General features: G+C 53.4%; 38 protein-coding genes. 27 read left to right on the top strand and 11 right to left on the bottom strand.

Annotated features, from left to right (window positions below):
* The first annotated feature begins 57 nt into the window (after window positions 1-57).
* The 12 genes from SLW75_RS26795 (at window position 58) to SLW75_RS26740 (ending at window position 6,020) form a co-directional block, all read left to right on the top strand.
* Window positions 58-501 (top strand): hypothetical protein, encoded by a 444-nt coding sequence (locus SLW75_RS26795; RefSeq protein ID WP_410935915.1) that lies wholly within the window; start codon window positions 58-60, stop codon window positions 499-501.
* 14 nt (window positions 502-515) lie between these two features.
* Window positions 516-902 (top strand): hypothetical protein, encoded by a 387-nt coding sequence (locus SLW75_RS26790; RefSeq protein WP_410935914.1) that lies wholly within the window; start codon window positions 516-518, stop codon window positions 900-902.
* A gap of 134 nt (window positions 903-1,036) precedes the next feature.
* Window positions 1,037-1,219: a hypothetical protein gene (locus SLW75_RS26785; protein ID WP_410935913.1), complete on the top strand. Its 183-nt coding sequence runs from the start codon at window positions 1,037-1,039 to the stop codon at window positions 1,217-1,219.
* A 10-nt stretch (window positions 1,220-1,229) separates the two neighbouring features.
* Window positions 1,230-2,030, top strand: coding sequence for a phosphoadenosine phosphosulfate reductase family protein (locus SLW75_RS26780; RefSeq protein ID WP_410935912.1), 801 nt, complete (start codon window positions 1,230-1,232; stop codon window positions 2,028-2,030).
* Between the two features lie 33 nt (window positions 2,031-2,063).
* Window positions 2,064-2,537 (top strand): hypothetical protein, encoded by a 474-nt coding sequence (locus tag SLW75_RS26775; protein WP_410935911.1) that lies wholly within the window; start codon window positions 2,064-2,066, stop codon window positions 2,535-2,537.
* 12 nt (window positions 2,538-2,549) lie between these two features.
* Window positions 2,550-2,864, top strand: a complete 315-nt coding sequence (locus tag SLW75_RS26770; RefSeq protein WP_410935910.1) for a hypothetical protein — start codon at window positions 2,550-2,552, stop codon at window positions 2,862-2,864.
* 313 nt (window positions 2,865-3,177) lie between these two features.
* Window positions 3,178-3,408 carry a hypothetical protein gene (locus SLW75_RS26765; RefSeq protein WP_410935909.1) on the top strand — a complete coding sequence of 77 codons (231 nt, stop codon included), beginning with the start codon at window positions 3,178-3,180 and terminating at the stop codon, window positions 3,406-3,408.
* A gap of 55 nt (window positions 3,409-3,463) precedes the next feature.
* Window positions 3,464-3,688, top strand: coding sequence for a carbon storage regulator (locus tag SLW75_RS26760; protein WP_410935908.1), 225 nt, complete (start codon window positions 3,464-3,466; stop codon window positions 3,686-3,688).
* Window positions 3,689-3,698: 10 nt separating this feature from the next.
* Window positions 3,699-3,965: a hypothetical protein gene (locus SLW75_RS26755; protein WP_410935907.1), complete on the top strand. Its 267-nt coding sequence runs from the start codon at window positions 3,699-3,701 to the stop codon at window positions 3,963-3,965.
* Window positions 3,966-4,164: 199 nt separating this feature from the next.
* Entirely contained in the window at window positions 4,165-4,395 is a 231-nt protein-coding gene (locus SLW75_RS26750; protein WP_410935906.1) for a hypothetical protein, read from the top strand.
* A gap of 486 nt (window positions 4,396-4,881) precedes the next feature.
* Window positions 4,882-5,769 (top strand): zeta toxin family protein, encoded by an 888-nt coding sequence (locus SLW75_RS26745; protein ID WP_410935905.1) that lies wholly within the window; start codon window positions 4,882-4,884, stop codon window positions 5,767-5,769.
* Complete coding sequence (locus SLW75_RS26740) at window positions 5,766-6,020, top strand: hypothetical protein (protein WP_410935904.1); 255 nt, start codon at window positions 5,766-5,768, stop codon at window positions 6,018-6,020. The genes SLW75_RS26745 and SLW75_RS26740 overlap by 4 nt, the downstream gene beginning before the upstream one ends.
* 27 nt (window positions 6,021-6,047) lie before the next feature.
* Here the strand turns inward: SLW75_RS26740 and SLW75_RS26735 are convergent, their stop codons facing one another.
* From SLW75_RS26735 to SLW75_RS26695, 9 genes are all read right to left on the bottom strand, one after another.
* Window positions 6,048-7,094: a diguanylate cyclase domain-containing protein gene (locus tag SLW75_RS26735; protein ID WP_410935903.1), complete on the bottom strand. Its 1,047-nt coding sequence runs from the start codon at window positions 7,092-7,094 to the stop codon at window positions 6,048-6,050.
* 69 nt (window positions 7,095-7,163) lie between these two features.
* Window positions 7,164-8,132, bottom strand: coding sequence for a tyrosine-type recombinase/integrase (locus tag SLW75_RS26730; protein WP_410935902.1), 969 nt, complete (start codon window positions 8,130-8,132; stop codon window positions 7,164-7,166).
* A complete protein-coding gene (locus SLW75_RS26725) occupies window positions 8,129-8,680 on the bottom strand; it encodes a GNAT family N-acetyltransferase (protein ID WP_410935901.1) in 552 nt (183 codons plus the stop codon). The genes SLW75_RS26730 and SLW75_RS26725 overlap by 4 nt, the downstream gene beginning before the upstream one ends.
* A complete protein-coding gene (locus tag SLW75_RS26720) occupies window positions 8,677-9,081 on the bottom strand; it encodes a hypothetical protein (RefSeq protein WP_410935900.1) in 405 nt (134 codons plus the stop codon). The genes SLW75_RS26725 and SLW75_RS26720 overlap by 4 nt, the downstream gene beginning before the upstream one ends.
* A gap of 119 nt (window positions 9,082-9,200) precedes the next feature.
* Window positions 9,201-9,536 carry a hypothetical protein gene (locus tag SLW75_RS26715; RefSeq protein ID WP_410935899.1) on the bottom strand — a complete coding sequence of 112 codons (336 nt, stop codon included), beginning with the start codon at window positions 9,534-9,536 and terminating at the stop codon, window positions 9,201-9,203.
* Between the two features lie 81 nt (window positions 9,537-9,617).
* Window positions 9,618-10,118 carry a hypothetical protein gene (locus SLW75_RS26710; RefSeq protein ID WP_410935898.1) on the bottom strand — a complete coding sequence of 167 codons (501 nt, stop codon included), beginning with the start codon at window positions 10,116-10,118 and terminating at the stop codon, window positions 9,618-9,620.
* Between the two features lie 97 nt (window positions 10,119-10,215).
* On the bottom strand, window positions 10,216-10,854 hold the full coding sequence (locus SLW75_RS26705) for a hypothetical protein (RefSeq protein ID WP_410935897.1): 639 nt from the start codon (window positions 10,852-10,854) through the stop codon (window positions 10,216-10,218).
* On the bottom strand, window positions 10,847-11,548 hold the full coding sequence (locus SLW75_RS26700; RefSeq protein ID WP_410935896.1) for a P-loop NTPase: 702 nt from the start codon (window positions 11,546-11,548) through the stop codon (window positions 10,847-10,849). Before SLW75_RS26700 ends, SLW75_RS26705 begins: the two co-directional genes overlap by 8 nt.
* On the bottom strand, window positions 11,538-11,978 hold the full coding sequence (locus SLW75_RS26695) for a hypothetical protein (protein WP_410935895.1): 441 nt from the start codon (window positions 11,976-11,978) through the stop codon (window positions 11,538-11,540). Before SLW75_RS26695 ends, SLW75_RS26700 begins: the two co-directional genes overlap by 11 nt.
* A gap of 242 nt (window positions 11,979-12,220) precedes the next feature.
* Here SLW75_RS26695 and mobA point away from each other — a divergent pair, with 242 nt between their 5' ends.
* The 6 genes from mobA to icmT all read left to right on the top strand — a co-directional run bounded on the left by mobA (window position 12,221) and on the right by icmT (window position 17,592).
* Complete coding sequence (mobA, locus tag SLW75_RS26690; RefSeq protein ID WP_280319806.1) at window positions 12,221-12,523, top strand: plasmid mobilization protein MobA; 303 nt, start codon at window positions 12,221-12,223, stop codon at window positions 12,521-12,523.
* Window positions 12,523-14,733 (top strand): TraI/MobA(P) family conjugative relaxase, encoded by a 2,211-nt coding sequence (traI, locus tag SLW75_RS26685; protein ID WP_410935894.1) that lies wholly within the window; start codon window positions 12,523-12,525, stop codon window positions 14,731-14,733. Before mobA ends, traI begins: the two co-directional genes overlap by 1 nt.
* A 62-nt stretch (window positions 14,734-14,795) precedes the next feature.
* Window positions 14,796-15,254 (top strand): DotD/TraH family lipoprotein, encoded by a 459-nt coding sequence (locus tag SLW75_RS26680; protein WP_410935893.1) that lies wholly within the window; start codon window positions 14,796-14,798, stop codon window positions 15,252-15,254.
* A 13-nt stretch (window positions 15,255-15,267) separates the two neighbouring features.
* Window positions 15,268-16,161 (top strand): type IV secretory system conjugative DNA transfer family protein, encoded by an 894-nt coding sequence (locus SLW75_RS26675; protein WP_410935892.1) that lies wholly within the window; start codon window positions 15,268-15,270, stop codon window positions 16,159-16,161.
* Window positions 16,158-17,327: a plasmid transfer ATPase TraJ gene (gene traJ / locus SLW75_RS26670; RefSeq protein ID WP_410935891.1), complete on the top strand. Its 1,170-nt coding sequence runs from the start codon at window positions 16,158-16,160 to the stop codon at window positions 17,325-17,327. Before SLW75_RS26675 ends, traJ begins: the two co-directional genes overlap by 4 nt.
* A 4-nt stretch (window positions 17,328-17,331) precedes the next feature.
* Window positions 17,332-17,592, top strand: a complete 261-nt coding sequence (gene icmT / locus SLW75_RS26665) for an IcmT/TraK family protein (RefSeq protein ID WP_280319823.1) — start codon at window positions 17,332-17,334, stop codon at window positions 17,590-17,592.
* Between the two features lie 57 nt (window positions 17,593-17,649).
* Here the strand turns inward: icmT and SLW75_RS26660 are convergent, their stop codons facing one another.
* Together SLW75_RS26660 and SLW75_RS26655 are read right to left on the bottom strand one after the other, a co-directional pair.
* On the bottom strand, window positions 17,650-18,348 hold the full coding sequence (locus SLW75_RS26660; RefSeq protein ID WP_410935890.1) for a hypothetical protein: 699 nt from the start codon (window positions 18,346-18,348) through the stop codon (window positions 17,650-17,652).
* Window positions 18,335-18,868, bottom strand: coding sequence for a hypothetical protein (locus SLW75_RS26655; protein ID WP_280319829.1), 534 nt, complete (start codon window positions 18,866-18,868; stop codon window positions 18,335-18,337). Before SLW75_RS26655 ends, SLW75_RS26660 begins: the two co-directional genes overlap by 14 nt.
* Before the next feature lie 216 nt (window positions 18,869-19,084).
* Between SLW75_RS26655 and SLW75_RS26650 the strand changes: the two genes are divergently transcribed.
* From SLW75_RS26650 to SLW75_RS26610, 9 genes are all read left to right on the top strand, one after another.
* Complete coding sequence (locus SLW75_RS26650; RefSeq protein WP_410935889.1) at window positions 19,085-22,780, top strand: LPD7 domain-containing protein; 3,696 nt, start codon at window positions 19,085-19,087, stop codon at window positions 22,778-22,780.
* 35 nt (window positions 22,781-22,815) lie between these two features.
* Window positions 22,816-23,325: a hypothetical protein gene (locus SLW75_RS26645; RefSeq protein WP_410935888.1), complete on the top strand. Its 510-nt coding sequence runs from the start codon at window positions 22,816-22,818 to the stop codon at window positions 23,323-23,325.
* A gap of 20 nt (window positions 23,326-23,345) precedes the next feature.
* Entirely contained in the window at window positions 23,346-23,591 is a 246-nt protein-coding gene (locus tag SLW75_RS26640) for a hypothetical protein (protein ID WP_410935887.1), read from the top strand.
* A gap of 4 nt (window positions 23,592-23,595) precedes the next feature.
* The gene (locus SLW75_RS26635; RefSeq protein WP_410935886.1) at window positions 23,596-24,171 is read left to right on the top strand and encodes a hypothetical protein; all 576 of its coding nucleotides are present in this window, start codon (window positions 23,596-23,598) and stop codon (window positions 24,169-24,171) included.
* A 141-nt stretch (window positions 24,172-24,312) separates the two neighbouring features.
* Window positions 24,313-24,909, top strand: coding sequence for a DUF6012 family protein (locus tag SLW75_RS26630; protein WP_410935885.1), 597 nt, complete (start codon window positions 24,313-24,315; stop codon window positions 24,907-24,909).
* A 93-nt stretch (window positions 24,910-25,002) separates the two neighbouring features.
* Window positions 25,003-25,287, top strand: a complete 285-nt coding sequence (locus SLW75_RS26625; protein WP_410935884.1) for a hypothetical protein — start codon at window positions 25,003-25,005, stop codon at window positions 25,285-25,287.
* Window positions 25,259-25,483 (top strand): hypothetical protein, encoded by a 225-nt coding sequence (locus SLW75_RS26620; RefSeq protein WP_410935883.1) that lies wholly within the window; start codon window positions 25,259-25,261, stop codon window positions 25,481-25,483. Before SLW75_RS26625 ends, SLW75_RS26620 begins: the two co-directional genes overlap by 29 nt.
* A gap of 20 nt (window positions 25,484-25,503) precedes the next feature.
* Window positions 25,504-25,833, top strand: coding sequence for a hypothetical protein (locus SLW75_RS26615; protein ID WP_410935882.1), 330 nt, complete (start codon window positions 25,504-25,506; stop codon window positions 25,831-25,833).
* Window positions 25,834-25,934: 101 nt separating this feature from the next.
* Window positions 25,935-26,237: a hypothetical protein gene (locus SLW75_RS26610; protein WP_410935881.1), complete on the top strand. Its 303-nt coding sequence runs from the start codon at window positions 25,935-25,937 to the stop codon at window positions 26,235-26,237.
* Window position 26,238: the final 1 nt, after the last annotated feature.

Genomic DNA, 26,238 nt, shown 5'->3' with positions numbered 1-26,238 from the left:
AGAAACTGGCCGCTTTCGGGCCGATCGAGCAGGACAACGCCCAGGAGGGCAAAGCAAATGGCTGTAATTATCGATATCCAGTCGTTGCTCCCGCGCATGACTGCCGTTGGCACCGCGCTTGATATGTTGGCCCAGGTCACTGATGGGGGGGAGCGCGTGTCTCACCCAACGACACCAGAGCAGCAGGCTGCAATGCAGAAGGTGAACATCGAGCGTGGCAAATTGTACGAGGACTTGCTCACGTTGCTGGTCAAGCCTCCTGCCAAGCGTGCAGCTGAAACTGCGGCGTTGCGGGCTGTGTTCGCCCAGGTATCGCAATGCCTCAAAGATCAGCCGCACGCTCTCGAAACGCTTGAGGCCTACCGAGAAGACGGTGCAAATAGCCATTCAGACGTGGCTCGCCTGCGGGGTTTCCTGCAAGGTTTGTGCGCTGGTAGGGCGCTGCAATTTGAGGACTATTGCGAAGTTGATGCCCTCATCGTGTCGGCCTTCGGTTTGTAGGGGAAAAAGACGCCATGGAACACGATTACCCGGAGTACCCATCGGTTTCGGCAAGCGTAGATCCATCGCGCTACATGGAAGCTGTGGAGGCATTGAAAGGCACCCGCCAAGTCTTTTTTGACGGTGAAACCATTCTTCTGCCAGAGGCCGAAGTCGAGGCAATTGAGATGCTGCGTAGTCGCTTCAATGCGTCAACGATCCACGGACAGGCCAAGGAGTACGAATTTGCAACGAAAGCCCGCGTACAAGGCGTCTCAGCCAAACTGTTGCGCCTCGGGCAGGCGGTGCACGACTGCACCGGCCAGAGCGCGGAGGAAATGGTTCGCGTAGCCCTGGAGCAGCCGAGCGATACACTGCTGGCATGGTCCGCGCTCTATCGCTCCAGCATGATCCCCCACTGATCTTGAGCGCCCAGCGTGTTAGGACGATGCAGTGATGGGCAACATTAGTTAGCCTATAGGCTAATTATCTGTTGTGATTAGTTAGCCTATAGGCTAATATTATCCTCATTGAAGCCGCTCACTGGGGAATGATCATGACCACTGCTACCAAGTCACAGCTTGACCTGATCTACAGCAGCACGCACAGCGACTACAAAGGTGTGTTCTCGAATGGTGTTCGAGCGATTCTGGTTTGCCGTGGTGCGACATGTCTTGTGCCTTTGGAAGAGTTGACCGCCGAAGAAGTTGCCAAGCGCCTGCCAAAGTCGAAGAAGTGAGGACAGCATCATGAGTAGCCAGTTGAAGATGCTGTTTGGCAATGAAGCGGATAACCGCGCACCTTGGGAAGATGAGGTTGATCGGCTGATCGAGGCGGGCGCTCTTTTTGTAGCGAACCACTCGGGCGGTAAGGATTCCCAAATGCAACTGATCCGCCTGCTGGATCGCGTCCCAGCTTCGCAGCTGGTTGTAGTTCATGCCTCGCTTGGGGCTATGGAGTGGCCGGGCGCGATGGAGCTGGCACGTGATCAAGCCGCCGAAGCTAGACTTCCCTTCATTGTGGCCATGGCAGCGAAGACACTGCTGCAAATGGTCGAACGCCGGTTTGAAAGTCGCCCCGAAGTGCCGAGTTGGCCATCAGCCTCCACTCGCCAGTGCACCAGTGATTTGAAACGCGGCCCGATTCAGCGCGAAGTGAGACGCTACGCAAAGGCGAATGGCTTCAAGACCATCGTGAACTGCTTGGGGTTGCGTGCCCAGGAATCGCCCGGGCGTGCCAAGCGTTCTGCATTCAGCCGCATGGCGATCAGCAACTCAGTTCATACATGGTTCGAATGGCTTCCTGTTCATGACATGAGCGCGACTGAGGTATTTGAAGCCATCGCAATGGCAGGCCAGAAACCCCACTACGCCTATGCGTTGGGCAACGATCGTCTGAGTTGCGTGTTTTGCATAATGGCGTCCAGGGCAGACCTAAAGAACGGTCGTGTGGCTCGCCCTGAGCTGTTCAGCCAGTACGTCGAGATGGAACAGCGCACCGGCTATACCATGCACATGAACCGTATCCCGCTCGTAGAATTGACGGCATAAACGAAACGCAACCAGTTAACGGAATTCGCCGCGATGAAGTATTTCGAGTGGGAAGGTGCAGTAACTGAGGCGGTTGCCGAAACCCTGGCGATCAGTCATTCCGACGCCGCCGGCATCGTCGAGGCGCAGCCGTTTTATATGCAGCAATCGTGGGGCAAGGGCATGGATGCGCAACTGACCGCCGCCAAGATCATGGACGCTGCACACGCGGAGACCGAGGAACGGGCAGCAACACCAGCACCGCGGCAACAGCGCATGCTTTTTGGCGATGAAGCTGACGCTCACGCCTACTGGAAGGACAAGGAGTTAAAAGTCTACGCCGTGGATCTGATCCAAGGCCGGGGCAAAAAAGAGCAGGTCGCACACACTATGTACGTGCGGGCTCGGACAGGTCTCGGTGCAGCGACCTGTGCAAAAGAAAACGATTGGTCACGCAACCCAAAACCTCGCTATGTGGCTCGCCTTGCTGGCCCCCGCGAGCTTGGTTGCACCCCTTCAAAGAGTTGAAAGGAAATCCCGATGAACCCCATGAAGAATTCTGCTGCAGTGCTCTTGGCCACCGCTATTAGTTCGGGATTGGCCTGCTCGGCAGTGCTTGCCGGTGAACAGGTCGCAGCGACTCCCGCCACCGCACGCGATAGATGCTTTGAGCAGCTTCGCGGTGATGCCGAAAGCGCGGCGCGAAGGCAAGAAATGAAGGTCGACCAAATGCTGGAAGGCTATGCGATGGAGCTTGGCGATGGTTCAGTGAATTGCAAAGCACGGTTCTGGTTGCGCACTCGCGACAACCAGGGCGGGGACACCGGCCACTGGTTCCAGTCGTCCAGCAAGTAAACCAAGAGCAGGTTCGGTACGCCGAGCCTGTCGGAGCCAATTAATCGAGTCGGCTCCGAAAGTCACAGATACTCTGGAAAGGACGCTATGAACATTCTATGCCTGCTAGGCCGACACAACTTTCAACTCGCCAATGGGCACCCTGACGGCAAGCTGGGTTACTGCATTCAGGAATGCACCAGGTGCAGCAAAGCGGTCGTGAGCGATTCAAGCTTGGGAGGCTCGTTCCCGATCCTCAATACCCGTGCCGCTATCGAACGGGATACCTCGAATGCGACCCTGCCCAGTCAGCACTGAATCCACGGAAGAAGACATGAGCCATCACAAAACCCCCGACGCCCCTGCCGGTATGCTGGTACTTGACCAGCGTGCGGTAACCCTGATGGAGATGTTTGCCGGCGCAGACGATGCATTTCAGGCGCTGCATACCGATGCGGAGTATCAGCCGGACGCACAAACGCTTGCTCTGGCAAAGCAAACATCCTCAACGCTGGCATTCGCGCTGGCCAGACATATGCTCGTGCTCGCCAACAAGGGCGCTTAGTCGACGGGCTCCGCGCCTATATAGCCACGTTGAAGAGGATTCAAGGGAAAATCGTATGCTCCTCCTGACTCGCCGCCAAGGTGAAAGTATTGTGATTGGCGACAAAATTCAGATCCAGGTTTTAAGCGTTTCAGAGGCTGCTGGAGATGTACGTATCCAGATCGAAGCCCCGGACCTTCGTGTGGTCCAGGGCGTAGACGTCGACACCAACGTGGACGCTCGCATGGCTAGCCCTGTTATTACTCACAAACGCCGATGGCGTTCCATGGTCACCAAGTAGGAAATGAGCCATGCCCCGTAAGTCCGCTGCCCCGGCTACTGAGCTAGTTTTACAATCCGACGCTGAGGACCTTGCCGCGCTTCGCCGCGATGCGGAGCGGTACCGCTGGCTTCGCGAGCGTGCCGTTCGGATCAATGGCAGCGAGGTTTGGTGGCAGGGCGATTTTCTGGATTTGCGTTGCGACACCGGCCTGGGGCATGTGCAGGGTGAGTATGAGGTGGTGCCCGAAGTTGCTCCGACTCGCCGGCGGCTGGCTAAGCCTGCTCTGAAACCGTAGTGACAGCGGAAAGATTGCCCAGGTCCTCACAATGCTTCAAGCTGAGTAGAAACGTCTTTCCACGGGAAGGCTAGATGATTCGGGCTGACTATTTCTTCAACACCATCAATCAAATTAGAAGCGCAAAATTTATATGGAATTAATGACAACGCCACTTCCGCTTGGCTACCGCCTTATACAAAACCTTGGAGTCATATCCGTGACTACTCCGATTCAGATTACTCAAAAGGGGATAATTCAGTCCATCGTGGAGCGCAATCGGAACGAGTGGTCGGAAGCATATGCTGCTTTCATGGCGGCGGCCCCTAGCGGTACAACGATCATTTTCGGAATGCAGGTCGCCACGGCGGCTGTCGTGCTCGGTACTCGCGCATTCCTGTCTGTCACCATGACTGGTACAGCCGCCATTCATGAGCTTGAAGAGGTCTAAGAAGTCGAGCTTTAGTCCTATAGGGGGCTATGGCGTAAGACCGGCCCCCTTCTCGTATTATCCCATTACCTCGGTATCTCATACGCTGCCTGCGCCGACCATGCTCTCCCGACAGAGCTAAAAGGTTAGGAGGCAATGCCTAAAATGGTTCTACCGGACCGAGGTTTGGCAACGGATCCAGGCTCATGTGTTGGCTGACATCTTCGCGGCAGGCGCGTAGAATTAGAGCCACACCACTGAGGTATCAGCTATGCGGAAATCATTGATTGATTCTATAGGGCGAGCCACAGCCTCCAAATTGATGGAGGATGCCGTTTTGCAAGCTATTGAGGAAAATCGAAAGCTTGGCCTGGCTGATAACGCGCAAAAGGTCCAAGTGGTAGGCGGCGCATTGTGCATAGTTAATGCTGGTAGAAGCGTTCCTTTGGTTGCAGGCGGTGCTGTACCGTCAGCACCTCGAAATCTGAGCAAACAAGTTCCTATTGCATGAATGAACTCGAACCAAGGATGGTAGTAATTGCTGGGCCGAATGGCTCCGGCAAAAGTACTGTTACGAGTGGTCTTGCACAGTCCGATAAGTTCCCAGCTCAGTATATCAATGCTGACGATATAGCTAAATTTGAGCTCTTGAATATTTCTGATGCCCTTGACCGCATTCGTCAGGCCGCAGCGCTGGCTGAGGAGAGGAGAAAGGCGGCATTGGAGTCGGGAGCGGCTTTTGCTTTTGAGACGGTCCTTTCCACACCAGGAAAGCTTGCTCTGTTTGACGAGGCGAGGGACAAAGGCTTTAGCGTGGATTTAATTTTCATCACTACTGCTCATCCCTCCATAAATGTTGACAGGGTTGCCCTTAGGGTTGCTAAAGGTGGACACCCCGTACCCGCCGATAAAATCATCGATCGCTACGAGCGCGCTATGCAGCTTCTGCCCAGCGCTATTCAGAAGTCAGACAGCGCCGAGGTTTACGATAATACTTCGAGCACGCATGGCCCCGTGCTGGTCGCTATGAAGAGCGGAGATCACCTCGACTATGACGACAGAGATTTGCCTTGGGTATCTGAGCGGTTGGCTAAGCCATTTGCCGAGAGAGCAAAGTCCCGCAATCATCTGGCCGGTCTGGTGGCTAACGAATTAATCATCGACGCTCATGTTGGTAACCTAAATACCTACGAGGGTGTCGTGGTGGGGGTAACTGCCTGCCATGTATTACAACGAACTCAAGGTGACAAGTTTATCCTTCATGATCTGGCAATTTGCGCACCGCACTTAATATTTTTTGAAGGGCAACACGCTACAGTGTCCTACGCTTTTGGAGCCGATGGTAAGCATCTGCCATCGAAGCCTACAGAGCGCCCTAGGAGACCCCGCCCTTGATTACCTCCTATTATTCGGATGTCAGTATGGAAACCAATGATCTACGCAGCAGTGTCTTAGAGCGCGCCCGTCAGCAAATCGAGCAAATAGCTTTAGCTGGCGACCGGGAGGTGATGCTCCATAGCGCAGCCCATGCCCATGGCTGGGTCGCAGCCTTGCAGGCTGAAGATTTAGTAGCTAAGGAGCAGTATGAAATGCTGAGGGTTGAGCTGGAATCAGCGATTTCAATGTGGAATGGCGGTCCTCAGTAAATCGAAAATGGGCGAAGGTCGTACAATTTAGTGTGCAATATTTGCTTGATTTCTGCCGGTTGTCTTACCTAAGTAAAGAGCTGCATCAGCTTTCTGTAGTAGTTCTTTCGGGCTTTCAAGTAAGGTAGGGGTTGATGTAGCGATCCCGATGCTTAGTGTGACTACTGAGGTGGGGGTCGGATAAATATGGGGGATACCAACCGCCTGCATCGACTTCAGTAGATCATTGGCGATCTCGAGAGCTCGATCTGAGCCGATATTGGGAAGAACCACGCAGAATTCTTCACCGCCATACCGTGCGACTAGGCTTGCTTCTTTTACCGACGCGGAGGTGAGCACTTTCGCTACCTGCACCAAGGCATTGTCTCCCTCCACATGGCCGAAAGCATCGTTAAACTTCTTAAAATGATCAACATCGATCATCAATAGCGATATTTCTGAATGCGCATGATCTGCAGTTTCCCAATATCTTTTTACAAATCGGTCAAAACTTGCTCGGTTGGCTATACCGGTGAGTCCGTCAAAATTCGCAAGTATTTGTAGCCTTTCATTAGATATCTGCAGGTCATTCATTAACCTTTGTAAGGTCAAATTAGTATCTAGCAGTTGCTGCTGTGATACCCTTAGCGCTCGGTAAGCTTCGTCTAGCTGGATGCCTTTGAAATAAGCACCCGAGTGATATTTTATCCTGGCAATTAGCTCAGCATTGTCAGGCAGTTTGATGATGTAGTCACTTGCGCCATTGCTGAAGCACTTTGACTTGCACTCTGACGAGTCGGTAGTCGCCATAACTACCACTGGTATGTCGGAAGTTGAACCTTTCCTCCGTAGTGATTGGAGTATATCTAGCTCCACGACATTCTCTGAAAGCTTTCCTAGGAGAATGACAGAAGGTTTGAAATCCTCGATCTCTTTGAAAATATCACTCGCGCTCATGCAACTTGCAATATGAAATTCTTTGCTAGATTCCAGTGCGCTTTTTATAGTCTTTTGGATCATCGGCGCTTGATCAACGATCAAGATTCGCGGGTCATCCTCAATCAGGTATAGATGTTCCAATGTTAGCTCATGCATATCTCGTCCTCTGATGTTTTTGTTTTGGCCGTGGCTTGGGCTAGGATGATGGTTTAAATGCGCCCAAGTCTAGTACTTCACCTTGTAGGTCGGGGAGTCTTCCGGTCGCTGCCCCCGCCGATCGTACAGCCGCGTAGTGCTGATGTTCGCGTGCCCAAGCCACATTTGGACTTTAGCGATATCGGCATCATGCTCTAGCGCATTAGTCGCGGCCGTTGCCCGCAACCCGTGGACCCCTAGGCCGTCGACCTCGATGCCAGCAACACGCGCCCAGTGCGCCACCACCGTGTATAGCCCATTCGCTGTAACTCCCGCTCCGGTGGTCTTGCCCCGGACGGAACGGAATAACGGTCCCGATGATTGCTCCCGGACACTGTCGCGCTCCAGATATGCATAGATCCGCTCAGCAGCAACTGGGTGAAGTGGCAGGAACCGGATTTTCTTCCCCTTTCCATGCACCCGAAGATGCTTTATGCCTCGGCGTTCTACCAGGTCACTCAACGTCAGCGTTGCGGCCTCTTCCCGTCGAAGTCCGTGGTACATCAGCACGGCTAGGATCGCCCGATCCCTCACGCCCTTCACACTTGCTGTATCCGGGGCCTCCAGCAATCTTTTAGCCTGGTCGTCACCAAGTGCCGGCGTCTTCCCTTCATTGGTTTCGATTTTTGGCCGCTTAACACCATGCACCGGGTTGCCCCCGGCCACTGCATTATTCTCCAGGAGATGATCAAACAGGCTGGCCAGCGCCGCCAGCTTGCGCCGGATCGTGGCACCGGCCAGCCCACGTATTTCGAGCTGGGCGCGCCAGGCCAGTACATGCGAGCGCGTTACAGCCCGGAACTCGTCCGCCGCGGTCAGTCCCACAAAGCTGCAGAAGTCTTCCAAGTCGTTCTGATAAGCGCGCCTGGTGCGCGGGTTGTCGATATTGGCGAACCACTCTGCAGCTGCTGGCACTGCAGCGAGGTCCTGGAACTGGGCAGCGGTCAGGCGGCGTTCGCCTGCAGGTGGAAGTACTTGCTTTTGAGAGAGGTCTTTCATTGAATGCCCGGCCCTGCAGGTCGACCTGCAGCGTGTTCCGCTGCGACCCATTCCCAGTATTTACGAGTCTGTCGCTCATGCTGGGGTTCTGGCACGAGGTGCTGCCAGCGTTGCTGCTCCAATTCCCTGTGCTGGTCGCCGCGTAGCTCTTCATCGAGCACGGCGCCAGTTGCTTCGAATCGCCGGCGAGCCCGGTACCAGAAACCATCTGATGAGGTGCGCTGATCCAGCGGCACAATCGGTATCTGGTGCGTACACCACAGTCGCCACAGCACTGACAGGCCGATACCCAGCCCCCGATGCGCCGGTTCAATTTCGAGCATGTTGATGTACAGCCGATCGCCCAGTGGATTGATGCCGTAATCGACGTGGCCAACCGGGTGGCCACCGACCTCGATGTTGTCCAGGTAGTCGGTACCGGGAAACACGAAACTGCCCCGGGGGGATTCGCTGCGCTGGGTCACCAGCTGCAGGTCGCTGGCCAGCGCATCGAGCCTGGCGGCGGCGCGCCGGTGGAAGAAATCGTGCAGTGGATCGAACAGGCTCATGGCTGAGGTTGCCCCACGCCGGGCGTGACAACCTGGACGATGGTATTGACCTCGACGTTGACATAATCGCGGGCCCCGATCATCCCCCCGTTATGACCTATGATGTACAAGTACCAGTTGCTCGCCTTGGCGCCATACTGGTGGGACCTGCTGACGTCGCCGGATGACAGGCCGACGCCGCAGCGGAACACGACATGATCGTTCACGAGCACGTCCTTCGCAAAACGACGCTCAACCGTGTAGGTGTTGCCGCCAGGGGCACCCATGAAGACCGTGACCGGTTTTTGACAGGTTTTGCATGTCCAGTTCTTCGTATTGATCTTCCCGATCGGCCTGCGCAGGGTTCGACCACATGGGCAATCGTAGTGCTGGTCGTGACTGTGACCGAGGGTGATGAACATACGAGCCGTCCTTGCTGAATTATGGTGATAACGTATTTTATCACCATAAATACAGGCCCGGGAATCGCATCTTTGTTAAGGGCCCAGCAGCTCTGATTGGATTGTTGTCAAGGGTTACTTCAGAAAGTGTCGACCACATCGCCGTTAGGCGAGTAAAAGACAGATTTGTTAACGACGTTGAAATCGCGATCCTGGTAGGCAGCCCGCCACATGACGTCTGGAACCTTGCACCCCAGCAGGGAGAGGATGGATTGGTAGTAGTCCAATTCCTTTCCATGTGAGGTCGGATCGTAGGAATTGGAGTACACAACCTTGTCCTCATCAAAATCCTCGCCAGCGGCCGGCTCTTCAAGTACCAGCAGGTAGAACTCAGAAAACGGCTTATCCCAGCCAATCTGCACCCGGACCGGTCGCCTAATTTTCTCGCAATGCACACACACAAAATGCTGGCTCATCGGGTCGGCCCTAATGACTGGTTAACGGAGCGCACAGGGGAATCGGGGCCTGCACCTTGCTCGATTGCAGGCCCAAGAGGATCACAAGCTTAGAATTTCATCGTTCATGAAACAGACGAGATCGTCCCCAAGCTGCCTGATAAGCCTGGCTCTCGATGAATCACTTGGAGCGATCTTGTAGAACTCAAATTCGTTAGCCGAAGACTTTTGCCGAACGATCACATGTGTCTTGGCCAGACGCTTGAGTTTCCTTAGGCGATCCACTTCATCGATCATTTGAGTAACGGCATCACCAAACCAGTTCCTAGAGTCAGTTGGTTCTTCGTTTGAATGCCCCGTAGATTCTAACGTGAGCGTATAGGCGTTGGACCTCAGAGCATTGACGATATGGTCTAGGATTTCAACTGGTACATCAATGACCGTCGGACCACCGTGCCCAGAGTTGCTGACTAAGCCGATCTTTTTGTTTTGGAAGTAGACCTTGCACGACCAAGCAAGACCGCGACCAGTTTCGGTTTCGGAGTAACCCTTCAGTGTCAGACCAATAGTTTGAATTGCTTTGATGTTTACGTAGTTTTCCATGATCACCTCCTTGGATGTGTGATCAAGTATATCAACCATTTCGTATTGTAGCCATTATACAGAATGATAGGGCCAAAAAAAATTGGCCCTATTCAGTTCATAATACGGAATGAACGCAAAATATTGAGAATGCCGCCATTAAGACTAGGCTGATGATGACTGGGCGCTTAATCGGTAGTTGCCGGTTACTCGCTAAGGTCACTACAACAACCGCTGTACCAATTAGCGGCACTAACCAGCCTACTGGCGCTCTCATCAAGATCGACATCACAATAGAGAATGGACTCTCTTTCTGTGGAGTCAAAGCCCAGAACGGCATATTACCACTGCCAAGAATATATCCAGCGGTGAGGCACAAGGACCCAAATAAAATGAGTCCAACGCAGACCCATCCCCATGCTTGCCATCGCGCAGTATCAGCCACTCTACTCGCGACAAGCTGACTGGTTCGTGCGACTGCGGAAGAGAGTGTGCTCAGAGCTTTCTTGCTTTCCGCATCGACAATGTCGGCAATCAATTCCCTTTGCTTCTCAATTACCACATCGACCTGGCCAGCGATTAACCCTGGATATTTGCTGTATAAGGTGTCGTAGGATTCAAGTGCCATCAAAATCATCCAAATGGCATCGTTGTCTCTGATGTTTAGAGCATTCTTTACACGGTACAGTCGCTCAACCTCTTTCTCAGATGGTTGACGGCCTAGCAATTCTTTAAAACTGCTTTCGATGTCATCCATCAATCACCTCACCGATCATCCGATTTGCATCGCGGCGCCATCTGGACAGTTCCGCACGGTTTCCAATTGGGAGTTCCGTCATAGCTTTTGAGACTGACAAGCGTTTGCTGTAAAGATCGTCACTAACTCTGTCTGCTAAATCGGGTAGCAACAGCGATTTCCCGCCTTCGCTTTCAATCATTTCCCGGGTTTTTGAGGAGTTGTAGAGTTCAAACTTCTGCTCATCGCCAAAATATCCGTTTCTGATGACATGCACCTTCGTTCCTGGCAGTGCGTCGCGGTACTCTTTTAGCAATTCTAAACTGTCTCTCTGACGGTTGATCACCCACAGTGTCGTAAGCTCACGGCCCAGTTCCACCAGCGTGCTGTTAAGAGTTTCACCGTAAGCAACTACACCTTTGTTATTGCGTGCCGCGGTGTTGATCACTACGACGTGTTCTTTGAATTCATCGCAGGCGTTTACCAGATCAATCCACCCATTTGCATCATCAAGGTCAATCAACCTTGTTTCAATCTGATCTTTGTACATCTTCCAGACGTCAGGGTTTGACGTGTCCGATTCAATCACGAGCACCTTCACGCCTGCTTGTTCGAAGAAGTCAACCAGGGCAACCGTTGTGAAGCTTTTTCCTACGCCCCCCTTACCTCCTCCGACGACATAGATATCACCTTTTTTCGCGTCTTTAGATTTCATCAGAATCTTCCTTTGGAGTGAAACTACCAGGTGGAACCGGTGTTACACCGGCTGAATTTTTTGAGCTTGCCGTCGGTTTCGTAGCGACCGACGCAGCAGGCTTTTCGGATGCTTTTTTCTTTACCTCGCGACTGGTGCTGGATGATGGCCGACGCGGTTTGCCGCTCGACCTAGAATTCGACTTCCCCGGCGATCCCTTCACCTTCGTTAGATAGCTTTTTAACGTTGTTGGAGCGATCTCCAATCCACTTTCCCTGAGGATTTCCGCGATTTTCTCGATGCTGTATCCCCGAGACTGCAAGTCTCGGATAGACGAAGCCATCATCCTTATTGCCTCCAGATTTGAAATCTTCCGATCTGGATTTTCAACCTCCGGCATTTCCTCAAGCTTGCCTCTGAGTATCTCAATCTGCGAAACGCTGATCGCCATCCGCCTTTCCTCAAAACGTGTATTTACCCCGATTGTATGGGCATCTCTTGCGCAGTCAAGGTCCGTACGATAGCCTGCATACGAAATGCGGTCTAGAATTTAGGACAGGGTAGGGTTTGTACTCCCGCCATAAATGGCCTCCGTACAACCGGCCTCGCTACAGTCGTTTCACTCCCTTGCGAGGCCTACCTCCCTGCTCAGGGCTACGCCCCGAGACCCCTTGAACAGCGAAGGACCTATTTATGAGCACGAGTGAACAGCGGCGCCGAACCGGCCGCCTGCCACCTATCAGGTGTTTTGAGGACGAGGAAGAAATCGTTAGGCAGAAAGCCTATGACTGCGGCCAAAGCGTGGGTCAGTTCATGCTTGCCACTGCGCTGAATCGGCGCACTCGTAGCAAGGTTGAGGGCCACATCCTCAACGAGTTGCGGCGGCTTGGTGGTCTTCAAAAGCACCTCTACAACGAAGGTGGGGGCAGGCTTTCAAAGGAGTTGGCAGAGATACTTGTTGAGCTGAAGGCAGCCATCATGAGGATAGGATCTTAATGCTTGCCAAAGTCCCACCCCGCAGGGCTGACGGTAAGTCTAGCTTCGCCGATTTGGTCGAGTACGCGACACAACGCGATGATGAAAAAGAGGAAATGACTGATGAGCTCGATCCAGGCTACAGCCGAAGAGACAACGCAATTCTTGAGTCTGCTAGAGCGCATCTCGAAAGAGCAGCAGACAATCTGCGAGCGACTGGACGAATTAGCCTTACAGATGCAGATGCCATCCGAGGGCGTCTTGGAAGTGCTCGAAGGGCTCTTGGTACCGATGGGCGTCGATATGTCACGTCTGAATACGAAGTTTCTGGAGACGTTGACCGAAGTGGGCAACAACAATCCGAAGAGGTAGATTCCGATGAACATGAAAGAAGCATTACCGCTGCTCGAAACTATCTTGCAACAGCAGCAAGTTATCTCAGACAAGCTACAAGAAATCATCCTGACTTTGCGGCACGAGCCCGAGCCCGTCGAGCCTCAATTACGTTTCATGCTTCAGCCGTTGAGCGACGGGATCGAAAACATGAACAAGCAGCTTTAGCCGACCTCGAATCAGGCTCACTGCTAGGTGACTCGATTAACGAGAAATCGACTTCCGGCGTTTCGTGTCAGCACAACTGTTTGAGCCTGGAAACCGCGGCCGCTGAGATGAGAGCCGTTGCTGCTCAGAATGCTAGAGTTAAAGACCCGGTTTACCATGTCATTTTGAGCTGGCCTACTGGTGAGTCCCCAACTGATGAGCAGGCGTTTGCGTCTGGCTTGCATGCCATGGAATCGGTAGGCATGAACGATCATCAATACGTGTTCGCGATCCACCACGATACAGATAACGTTCATCTCCATATGACTGTAAATCGTGTTCATCCTGAATCGTTCAATGCTGTATACCCGGACCGAGATTATTTTCGGTTAGACTACGCAATGCGGGAGCTGGAACTGCTTTATGGCTTTCAGCACGACAATGGGCCTAATGTCGTCGTCCAGGAAAATGGCAGACCCGTTATTCAATGGGCATCCAGTAAGGCAAAACAACAGGGGAAGATACCAACAAAAGCAGCTGATATGGAGCGCCATACAGATCAGCAAAGTCTTTACTCCTACGCTCGTGGTGAACCGCGCAAGCAGATAGCGAAGTTGCTCAAGTCCGATAAGGCAAATTGGCAAACGCTTCATTCCACGTTGGCTAAATTTGGATTGGGTATTCGCCCTAAGGGTCGAGGGCTTGCGATTTATGATTTTAATGATGTCTCAGCGACAGGAATCAAAGCGAGCGACATGCACGAGCAGTTGTCGTTAGGACGGTTAGTAAAATCTCTCGGAGAATATCAAGAGCGCGAACTCCCCAAAGGCTTTACTAGCGCGACCACCTACGATAAGTACGCGAGTCCTAAGCGAGATCCTCTTGAGCGTCAAACGCGCCGTGAAGAGCGCGCACAACTTCGTAAAGCGACACGGGCACGTTATGATGCTTACCGCGTTGCTTTTGTAAATCGTCGAATTGATAAAGAGTGGGTCAAGCGACAATTTATGATTATCCGCGATCAGGCCCGCCAGCAACGAGCGGATATAAAATCTCGGATCAAACATCCTCTTGATAGGAAAGCATTCTACAGTATTCTAGCGTTTGAAACATTAAGGGCTCGTGAGGAACTTAAGACAAAGATTCAAACGCTAAGGCATGAATTGAAAAGTGATCCAGCAAACAAGAAGCTTACATTTCGCGAGTGGGTTGAGCGGGAGGCTGCTAACGGCGATCCTGGTGCAATTAGTCAATTGCGTGGATTTTCCTACGGGGATAGACGCAAAGAGAACGCCCAGGGCAACGCGATCATCTTTGCAGGGGATATTGACCCAACGGCAAGTTCTAATCTTTTTTCTGTCGGCACTGTTCGTCGTGACGGGTCAGTGGTTTTTCGTAGGGCTGAAGGGGATCCGGGATTTGTGGATCACGGTGGAAAGGTTTCATTCCCTGGAGGTCTTCTCGACGATGAGCTGCTCGCCCACGCACTTGATGACACTCGGGCTCGATGGGAGCGCCCCATCGAGATAAAAGGTTCGCCCGATTTCGTTGACGCAGCCCTCAAAGCCCTTATTGAGCGCGGATACACCGGCGAACTGGCCGATCCTACCCAAAGTGGTCGCCTCAAGGCTTTGGCTGAGCAGCTGGCCCGAGCGAAGTCTCGGCCTATAAAACGCGGCCCACGTGCATAACAGTCGTTGTTATGCGCTTTTCCGTATTGTAGTATCTATACGAAATCAACGGAGATAATCCTATGGACCTGAACCGATACCCGTTTGTCGCGTTGCTTGCTGCCCTCGCTCTTACAGGCTGTGCTTCTAAACAGCCTGATGTCAGCGCCCAGGCATTGATCGATCAGCAGATTCTAGAAGCTTCCCAGAAAATTGAGGCCGCCCAGGTGGACCTGTACCAGGCCGGTGCCCTGAATAGCAGGGTTGTCATGCGCAATCCCAACGCTAATTTGGACGACAAACAGTTCGTTACCATCAGTTGGCAGGGTGACGCTGTTGAGCTGCTAACGAAGCTTGCGCAAGACCGCGGTCAGCGTTTTGAGTTTATGGGTTTGCGCATGCCTTTGCCTGTAAACATCGACGTCAAGGGTGTCCAGTACCAAGCGGTGCTATCCATGGTGCGAGCGCAGGTTGGATACCGCGCTGTTATTACTGAGGTTCCAGGCAAACTGGTGCTGCAGTACAACCGGCCCCAAGGCTGAATAGGGGACTTTTATGAATCGGTTTATTTTAGCAGTGCTACCACTGATGGTTTCCTTCGCCACGCACGCTGCCGAGGAGCCGGTGCTCGATCCATCGAATAACGATACGAAGTCCACTGTAGAAACGTCGCCGCCAGATCTGGATGCTTTGCTCAATCCGCAATCCAAGGCGACTACCAAAGTCACCGACATCCGCTCGCAACTGCTATCGGGCGTCGGTCATACGGTGGGCTTTCGTGGTGGCATGGCTGCTCGAGGACATGAGTTGGTCGACGGCCTGAATAGCCGGGAACGAGCGCTGGATGCAATGTACAAATTTGGTCCGATGATTGCGAAAAACGGGACCCTGCCTCCGGTGATTGTTGAGGCTCGCGACTTGTCTGCATTCACCCCCGATCAGATCCGTACCGCTAACCGCGTTTACAAGATTGAGCGCGAAGAGCGATTCGTCAGTGTTCCACCGACATGGAGGGATTACCTCTATGTAGGGCTCCCAGTTCGTCAGTCAGTTGAGCTGCCTGCATTCGAAGCTCGGCCGCAGGATGATGATGAAGAAAAGATCTGGAAAACAGCTGTCCGTGAAGGCTGGGCCGACGGTTACAAGCAAGCCGATGCGATTCTTGAAGCGAATTTCCATCGTCTCACGCGCGACTACACAGGCATGCACCTCTACTCAACCTTGCTGCAGGCGGACATGATCACGACGACTCGGGTAGCTGAATCCCAGCAAACCGTCACCGGCGACAGCAAACAGCTGATGTTGGGCGACAAATTGCGAAGGGTTACAGACAAGGCTCAATTCGTAACTGATCCTGGCAAGTGGCGCCCAAGCGTCAAGAAGGAAGCTGTAAAACCGACCCCGGTAACCGCACCTACCGCACCTACCGCACCGGTGCCGGCGAAATGATTCAGCCGGTATTGGAGCCCTTCAATTTTGAAGGCGATCTCGGTCCACACAGCTTTCGCAGATTCCTTAAATACTGCGCGGACCAGGGCGTATCAGATGTATTGGTACAAGGCGGTGACTATATCTGGGCGGAACTTCACGGAAGGCAGCTGCGGGCCTCCGTGTCTACGGTGAAGCAGGGGCAGCTTTCGGTCTTGATCGCTGCCTTGTGGTCTCCTGAGATTGAAAGCCTGATCAAGCAAGGCGACGAAGGCGTTGATCGCGCTCTTGAGATTACAGGCAGTGATATCGGCCTTGAGCGCGGTATGACCCTGCGCTTCCGTACCAACTTTGTTCAGGCTCGCATTGCGAACCTGGATGAAGCCTATTCGATCACCATGCGCGTGATTCCGGTCGACCTCCCTGATATCCATAAAATGGGAATCGAGCCCGATCTGTTTGAAGAGCTTTTTCCGGAATCTGGATTGGTCATCGTCTGTGGTCCAACCGGTTCAGGAAAAACGACCTTTCAAGCTGGCATATATGGGTACATCGGCGTGGTCATGCCCGATCGTAAGGTCATCACATTCGATGATCCTATTGAGTACGTCCTCGGTGGTCCCCACTGGAAGGGCCCTCAACCGGCGCAATCGCAAATTGGACGGGACATCAAAGATTTTCCCAAAGCGATGCGCAACGCTGTTCGACGGAAGCCAAGCATCATTGGGATCGGCGAAGCTCGCGACCGTGTTTCCATCGAGGCCATGGTTGAGGCCAGCTTATCTGGCCACACGTGTTACGCGACAATGCACACGGAGTCGGTAGCAGAGACGATTAACCGGGCCATCCAAACCTATCCTCCTGAGCAGCAATCCGGGATTGCATCGCGGCTTGCTGGTGCGTTGCGGGTTATCATCGTTCAAAGGCTGCTCAAAACGACCGATGGTAAACGCGCTGCAATCCGAGAGTACCTGGTGTTTGATCGAGAGTTCAGGTCGGAAATGCAGACCCTTCCATACAACGAGTGGGCAATGTTGATACGGACGAAGCTCGAAGAGGCCCAGGCGACTCTTGACGATCGTGCGTGGAAGCTGTTTCAGGACGGCAGAATCCTGCAGGACGAATTTGTTGGTGTTGCAGGCATGAAGGAATTCAGAAGGCGCTCGCTGAGTGCGCAGGAGAACTAGACCAATGCCCTCGATTTGGAGAGCTGCATCTGAACCGCTGACCGCTTTAGGCATTCCGGTTTCGGCGTACTTGCCGTTGTTCGGGTGGATGTACTTCCCTAGCTGGACGACCTTCTATGTGGCTGTTGGTGTGATCATCATGTTTGGGATCTTGGCCAAAATAGGCTGGACCTTGAGCGTTTGCTGGAACAAGTTTCTCGGTTTTTTACGGGGCGGGGTGATCTACGCCAGGCCTTGGTGGTTCCGAAAGCGCTTTCGAGATTAAAAAAAACCGCCTAATCAGGCGGTTTTTTTTGAGGTGCTTGGCGGTTTCACTTACCACTTACCGGCTTCGCGGCCCTCTATCCTTCTGAGATGGAGACCCTAGTCCGGCGGTGGCTGAATCCACCTGGCTTTGACTCGGCGGTTCCAGGGTAATGCGTATACCAGGATTGAGCCGGCAGGAAGCTTCCTTGATCGAATCCCAGTGGGAATGGGGGACGATTCCCACTGTCAGTGGCTTTTCGCTAATTGTTAGTTTAGCCGGGTATGCTATCACTTTGATATGATCCCAGCCCGGGGCTTCGATTAGCGAAGAAACCAGATCCGGTCTTTGCTGCAAAAGTAGATGAGGCTTAGCCAGCTCCAGCTTACTTGGTGTAATCCCTTCATTGGCTAGGCGTTCGTGCAGCACTGCCTGGAGGTTATCCATCATGCTCCTGGACATCCTAGCAAACGATATAAAATCGTGGTTGGGAACATCGTCAGGACGCATCATGTTTGGGTTCTGCTTCTGATCCAATTCAACCAAAAAGTCGACTACCGTGAACTGGAGTCTGTTCTTGTCCGCATAAGCTCGTGCGGCCATAAATCCATCTTGCTTGCTTTGGTAGCCATACAACGCCGGGAATGCCCCCGAAATCGGAGCGTCCGTCGGCACACCACAATCTTTGAGCGCAATTGCCCTGGGGGCAGGCCCGGAATAGAAATAGACGCTCGATAACTCAATAATATGTGAGTCTGGCTTATCAGTCGTGCTCACCTGTGCCACCTTGTTTTGACCAACCCTGAATCAAGACTTTTTCAACGTTCTGTCGATCTCCTACGTTGCTCGCTACATCCTGCATCAAGCGTTTGCATTGCTTAGGAGTCAGCGCAAGTCTCTTGAGCGCCTCGATCCATCGCATCACCGGCCTACCTGGCTTTCCATCATGCAACATTAGACGATAAACCGAGGGTGGTGACCTCCCAATAAGAGTCGCAAACGCGTCTCGATCTTGGGGTGTGTCCTGCAACCCTAAAAACTCATAAAACTCCCTGATGTCCAGCGGCGGCTGAACAGGCGACGACGCTGGGTGTTGACGATAAAGGTGAAGCAGCATTGCGATCACCGGATCACTAATTTGCTCTGCAGACAGATCTGGATTTGTCAGCTCCTCCCATTTGGCCTTCTGAAGGCCAAAGGCATCCGCTGCCGCCACCTTGGTCAGACCATTCTCGATCCGCCACCGTTCTAAATCTGTCCCACAGATCGGGTCAATCTCGTCAGTGTCGATAGACATTTGCTCCCCTCAAATGAAGCTGTAAAGCGCCTGCATCGGCCTCTGTACACGGTTCTTCCAAAACCGTGCTATTTTGAATAATATACACAATACGAAATTAGTGCAGCCACGGTCCAGCCCGAAAGCAGCTGAGGTGAAGCTCGTAACTTCACGGTCAGCCTTGCGGCGTAACGGGCAAAGGACTCCCTACCCACCTCCACAGAGGCAGGAGCGCCCATGAGCGTTGAATCAGAAGCTTTATTGCAAGAGTTTCGCCTAGCTGTTTACGAAAAACACAGCTCGCCGCAGACGGCGGTGGAATCCTCTCCAGATGGCGCCATTCGGCATCGTGCCGAGGCGTATCAGGCTTGGCTTCAAAGCAGCCAAGCTGACGGTGAAAACTCCTCAATTCCCGATACCCTACTAAGGCACTGGGTCGTTGCTGATATCACGTCCTGGCGTTCAGTAGATCCTACTTCCGCAGAAAAATCTGTTGCCGCATTACATCGTAATGTTTTTGCATACGATACATACGCAAAATTGCTAAAGGAACTGCACCAGGACGTCTACGACCAGATTATTTCGCGTTCGGAGGTGGCTGAATCGTTTAATGGCTTCAGTAACGCCGGCGCCCCTGGTGATGAACCGACCGAAACTGATCCCAGTGTGATTCTCAGTGAGCTGCTGAAGGACATCACATACCGGGAGCGATCGGATGGAAGCGTCCTTTACCTCTTGAAGGAAAAGCCGATTTTCGTGGATCACGGGCAACAGATCCTCATGGAGGCCAAAGCCCAAGATGACGAGCTGGCCATTCTCGCGGCGCTACACATGGCGAAACAAAAATTTGGCGGGTCAATTGAGTTGACCGGATCGGACGAGTTCAAGCGTCGCGCCCTTGAGGTGATGATCAAGCACGACGTGCAGGTAGTACTTAAAAACCCAGCACAAGACGCTTTACGTCGCGAAATAATGGGGTTGCCTCCTGTCGGGGACTCTGCTCAAGCGCAGGACAATTCCGCCGCTCCCGATTTACCCACTCAAAATAAATCGTCCCAACCTGGGACACCTGATTCGGCAGCATCAGCTTCTGCGCCAGATGTCAGCGCTCCCGTTGCGCCGGCAGCTGAGCCGGTGAACCACTACAAAGGTGAGGTGCTGGAGTACGGCTCGGCGCCATACCAGTTTGATATCTCAAACAGCCGCAGTTTCTTCGTTACGCTTAAAAACACTGACGGTGAATCCAGGACCACGTGGGGTGTGGATCTGGAGCGAGTAATTGATGAACAGCGCGTAGGCCGCGGCGATCAAGTGGAACTGACGAACCTCGGTCGCAAGGATGTAACCATAGAGGTGCCTGTCCGTGATAAGGCTGGGCAGGTTCTTCGATATGAAGAACGCCAGACCCACCGCAACGAGTGGGGAATTGAAGTGACCGGCAAGGCACCTGCGGATGCCACCCCACCTCCCCCGTTTGAGCCGGGTGAATCCGCTATCAAGGCTCATGACGCCAAATGGCTGGGTGATATGGGTGTGCCTGCTGACGTTTTTGATACTCATCCCAAAATGCTTTCGATGCGTGGTGAGGACCACGCTGTTTTTCTGCTAAATGGCATTGAGACCACTCCTGAGGGCTATGCCACTGTCGAAAGGCTTATGGCTGAGCAAAATTACAGAGCGGCCTTCTCGGCCTCATTCGACGCAGAATTTGGTCGATACAACGGCCACTTCCAACAGCAGTTGGCCGATTCCGAAGGGTACGCAATCGCACGAGAATTGCTCGCTGACGCTGAGACCAAATATGGTCCGATTCCATTAGCTGTGATTGACTCCGAGGCCCACATTCAAGATGCGATGGCCAAGGGGGATCTCGAAGCCGTTATCGATGCAATCGAGGCGTACGATCGACAATACCTGGCTTCACTAGATTCCCATCGACAGTCTGGCAACAGTCCGGACCAAGTGGATGGTCCCATTGGATTCGCCGCAACGGAGGCGGTGCCCGAAACTCGTATAGACGAGCGTCCTGTGGCTGAACAGGATGGGGTAGATCAAGATCTGTCTGCTGACCGCCTTGATTTCGTGCACAACGGGCAGCCGGCATACATCGATCTGGAGCAGTACCAAGTCCGACGACTACAATCGACCGACGCCGCTCCCTCATTGGCACCGGAATTACCAGTCGAGGATCAGACTCCGTCTGGTAAGTCGAACGACCAGCCTTTGGTTGAGCAAACAGATTCGGGCCGACTCACCTTCGTTCACCAGGGTGAACCAGCCTACGTGGATTTAAGCCAGTATGAGCAACAAGCACCCCTCTCCGACGAGGCCCGGGCAGAGGTTACTCAGGACGTTTCCAAAACGTTCGGAACAGACCCAATGGAGGCGTCAGTTCCGGCACTGGATCCCGCTGCTCGATCCGCCTTAGAAGCGGAATGGAACGTGTTGCAACACGAAGGTTTGAAAGATCGCGCTGACAACTTTCAGGTGATCAAAGACGCGTTGATCGCTGCATTAGGCGCGCGGAAAGAGGAGCTCGATTCTGAAGCCAGAACGGCGGAGAAATCTAAGCCATTGGGCGCGAGGCTGATTGGGGCGGTCTTCGGCGATGCAGATTCCCATGGCTTCAATCAACGAATTGCCTCAATCAACCACGCCATCCAGGAGCTCAAGACTGATAAGCCTTTCGAAATTTGGCGCTCCGTTAGTCAGTCTATGGAGGCTGATCTTAAATACGAAGAGAGGTTGATTCGAGCTGGCACACCCATGTCGGCTGCTGCGGGAGAACTGCGGCTCCCGCGTGATGAATGGGTAAAGATTCAGGCGAGCCTGCGTCTCAGCCCAACTGGCCTTGCACCAGCTGCGACTCGTTTCACTCCCTCAAGTGAGGCGTTGGCAGATGCTGCAGCTAAGCGTGACGCGGTGATCACTGACTTCGTGAAGCAAATCGCCGATACATCCTGGAAGATACACAGGCAAAACTTCCTGCCGATGGCCAAAATCGCGATCGAGCATTGCGATTTCGAATCTCGTGTGAGGCCCTACTCAGCACCCCCTCTTCAAGCTGAGCACCAATGCTCCCAACCTTTTGTAGAGTTGAAATCCGACTTGTTACTGCCCGTCCCAAGCGTTCATACCGCTGATGATTTGAATCCAGTGAATGCACGCGAATGGTGGCACGAGCAACGTGTAGCGATTGAATCATGGGGGCGATCGTTAGACGAGATGGAAAAAGATCTTCAATCACTTGGCGCTGAGCCTCAATGCGACCAGTTTTTTTGGTTTGATAAAGCCGGCCAGCAAGTGCCGCCGCCGGCGGATGAAGCCAAATGGATTAAGCGGGGCCAGGCATCGGAAGCACAAAAAGGCGAGCCTGATGGTTTTAGCAGTGGCGCGCTTTCCCAAGACAGCTCGATCGGAGAGCCAAAGCTCATCCTCCGTGGGGTTACCAAAATCGCTGACAACTCAGTTGACACGACAGTCCAGCTTTATCAGGGCAAGGGCGACTACCTGCATGGCTTTATAAAGGTCGATGGTTGCAAGCATCAGGTTCTTGCCTTCATGAACGAAAGGCATCGGGATCCCAAAACAGGTGAGATGAAACCGAATTTCATCACTCTTTCAGAACGCGCCAGCCCTGGCAATGAGGGCGGGCAATGGAACCAGATCGGTCATGGCAATGGCGTAAACCGCCGGGGTGACGGCAAGGAAGTTCATTTCGACGAAGTCCTCTTCAACGTCGGAGGTGCCATTGTCAAGGCGAAGGTTACTGACCAAGTTGACGAAGCTCTTCACACGAAGCTTGGCTTTGTTGAACCACGGAAAGATCGCGATAAGCCTCCCGTGGAAACGCTGAATCTGTCACCAAACACCGCGCCTGTGAACGAAGCAATCGCTCCAGCGCAATCTATCAAAAAAAGAGTACGAGCTTAATGTTTGCTCGCTTCCTGGTTACGAGAGGACCTGCAATGAAACCACTCACTCGCACGCTGTTGGTCGTGCTTCTTTTGTGTTCTTCCTTTGGCGTACAAGCAGCCACTTGCCGCAGCGGGGAAGCAGCCATGCGCGGTGGCGAAGCAGGTCTGTCTCGTGACCAGTCAGCGGCAGACTCAAATGAAACAGCTGAGAAAACATCATCGGATATTTTGGGAAAATGCGTAGGTGGCATCACCGGCATTTTCGGCACCACCAGCTTTCCTGATCTATCGCAGATCTGGCAGATGATCAAAGACAAGGTGTGCTCAATCGCAAGCTCACAAGTGCGTGGGGTCGTTTCTCAGGTCAATGGCCAAATCAACGGTGTCATGACACAGGTGAATGGTGCTGTTACCGACACTATCAACCAGACCGGTGTTAACAACACTGGGGCGGGGACTGTGATCAGCAGCGGTGACACACACATCGGCGGCCCATCTGTACAAAACACCAATGGATCGGGCTCAACGGACTCAGCATTTTGGAATGACATCTGGAAGTAATCACCATGGAGGTGGCCATCATGAAACAGATTGAGGATTTGGCTAGCAAGCAATCGAAAGCGGAGGGACTGGTCTTGTCGGTCCCGCCTAAAGTCATGCTCGACATCGAGCAGTATCGAAACGCACGAAACGAAGCTCTGGCATTCAACGATGACAGCAACCTATCGCTCGTGGAGGAGCTGAGTCAGCGGTGGCAAACCGAAGCAATGACTCTGGCTCGCTGGTTGTCTGCGCAGTTCCCCGATGACGAGCGGACACCGGAGTAGATTTATGAACCCACCTCAGATCATTGCAGAACCGCCGATGCTCAAGCAGACGCAAACAGAGGCCACAAAAAAATACTCATGGCCTGCTGGGGAGACCATGGACGTGGTTTGCCCAAACTGCACAGGAATTGTGGCCACGCAGATTGGTGTTGTTCGTGACGACGATCTGCCGTTAAGGCCCGAAGACTGTGAGCGTTGCAATGCCCAGTTCGAAGTTTACCCGGGCGGCAAAACCGTGCTGGTATCAGCTCCCTTGTCAGGTCCGCCAAGTGAGAGCGGGCTGAAGGCAATCAGATTTTTTGAGTCACTTACTTTCGACCCGAATGGCGCCCGTGATTGGCCATTCACCACCGAGGTTGAGGTTCTGGTGACGGTGGCCTGGCTAGAAGAATTTGAGGACGGCACTCAACAGTTCATCGATGCTGATCAGGAGCCGCCGCACATCTACAGCCCTCGCCTAGCGCCGGAAGCGCTTGAGCGCTTTTGCGAAACGAACATCGAACTATACCGAACCTTCCATGACGCTCACGAAGCTGCACTTGATCGTCGCGAGCCCGTGCCAATGACACCTTTCTGGTAACAGAAAAATCCAAGGTCACCTTCACAACCTGCTCACTCGGCAGCCACAGGAAAATCGCGGTAACGCAAAAGCCCAGCACTGCTGGGCCGAGGCCGTAAGAGTGGCGCGATTCTCGCGCCCGTGAATCTGAGAGGGAATCCCATGCTCATTCATTTGATACCCAATATCCTCGCTGACCGATCCCACGTGCCATGTTCGCTTGTAGACGTCACCTCCCCCGAGTTGGGTTTGAATTTAATTGGCGGGAAGGAGCTGACTGCCCGGCGCCCCTACCCAAACAAACACTATCTGGTGGCGTGTCGAAAGGTTGGACAAAAGGCGGTGAACGGGTTCCTTGTCGAGACACAAGGCCCTGTACGCGAATTCACCGTAGTAACGCGCTGGGCGGTTGCTGCAAGCCACATCGCAACGCACAGCGTGCGTTACATCCTCGCTGATGAGGAATTCGATACAGTCACGGAGGAGATGATGCTGTGGTCTGCAACGCATCCCAGCCAAGGCGAATATAAGTCACGTTATCCCGTCGGTGTCACTTACGGCAGCCCTTTGCAGTCGCAACCGAGAATGGAGGTGTTCAAGCGGATTGAGCGAGTCGGGGAGTTCACCGACCAACTCGACAAGCACGGTGCTTTGATCGAGCGATCGGAGGTGTTCACGCTCCCAACGGTTGAACGTGACCGGTTAAGCACGAGCGTTTTTGGTGACCGCATGCCTGCCATTGAAAACGCCTTTCGGTAACAAGCAACCCGTTCTGTACCACCGGCCCTTGATTGGGCCTTTTGCAGTACCAGGATGCGGTGTCCGCGTCCGTGAAATCGACGAGGTATCCTAATGCTCATTGCTTCCAAAAGCGGCTGTATCTCAACGTCAAAACTGGTCAGCGAAACGGGCAAGGCTTGGACGGTGGAGGTCGAAAATAGTCTGCATCTCGTCAGCAAAACGGACAGCCGACAGCGCGCATTCAACACTATGTCCGACGCCTTGAAATGGGCGGGTGCCGAGCAGGGGTTGATCGATCATTTTGTTGCTCTTGAAGCCGAGAAATCGGACGTGAGCAACCAGGTGCATGGTGAAAGGAAAACGACTCATGCAGACAGTACCTATCACCGAAATTGACGTGTACCGGGCAACGCTTGAAGCCTGCGTGCGGGCCGAAGCCAGCGACCAGTACAATCTTGCCCAGGTGCTGCGCGCATGGGTTGACGGATCGCCGTTTCATGGTTGCCCGACCTGCGACGGTCGCGCACGGTGGCGCAATGAAGCACCTTGCAAAACCTGCAACGGCGACGGCTTTGTGCCGGATTCCAACTGACACGGAAAAAGGTGGCGGACATGTTTTACCAAACCATAAAAAGCGCGTGGCTCGCTGGGAAGTTGGTACTGCGTCCAGGGGAACAAACACTCAGCGCTGCCAGCATTGAGGCGACCGGTTTGCTTGCGTTTAAGGCCATGCTTTTGTCAGGCGTCGAGCGCCGTTTGCTCGCCGAGTTTGCACAATTCGACCCTGCATTCATCGCCAAGCTTCCCAATGATTCAGACAATTGGAATCGGGAGCAGCTCAGGTTGGTTGTGAGCGCAATCCATCGAGCCGGTCTTCCAAGATTCCCGGCGTCGGTAGCGAAGCTCGAAGCAGAATTGCCCCAGCGGCGATACCTCTCTTAAGTTCACGGAAAACGCCTGGTTACGCCCAAGCCCCGCCGTCAAACGCGGGGCCGAGGCCGTAAAAAGATACCGCTTTGGCGTCAATGCAGATGGGGTTTGGGATGAAAGACGCAAATGAAAAACGAGACGCAACGGGTATGCCTGCTAACTGGGAGGTGGCCTTGATCGTCGCGGTTGAAAAAGCTCTGGTACAGCTCCGATGGCTTATCAAGAGCGAGCACCTGAAAACAGACGGAGTGGAAAAGCCGGATGTACACGCCCAGGTCACCCGACTTGCCGCGCTGACAGACCTTGCGTACCCCGGTATCGGTGGGCTCCCGATGAGCGAGGCGACAGCCACCAAACTGCACCAGCACAATGCGACCGCAATGCAGTGGATCAGAGACGGCGGCGCGAACCTATAGG

Origin of the sequence: Pseudomonas sp. W5-01 (assembly GCF_046540435.1) — a bacterium.
GTDB classification, from domain to species: Bacteria; Pseudomonadota; Gammaproteobacteria; order Pseudomonadales; family Pseudomonadaceae; genus Aquipseudomonas; species Aquipseudomonas graminis_B.
The sequence above is the reverse complement of the archived record's forward strand: the minus strand, read 5'-3'. Positions and strand labels throughout refer to the sequence as shown.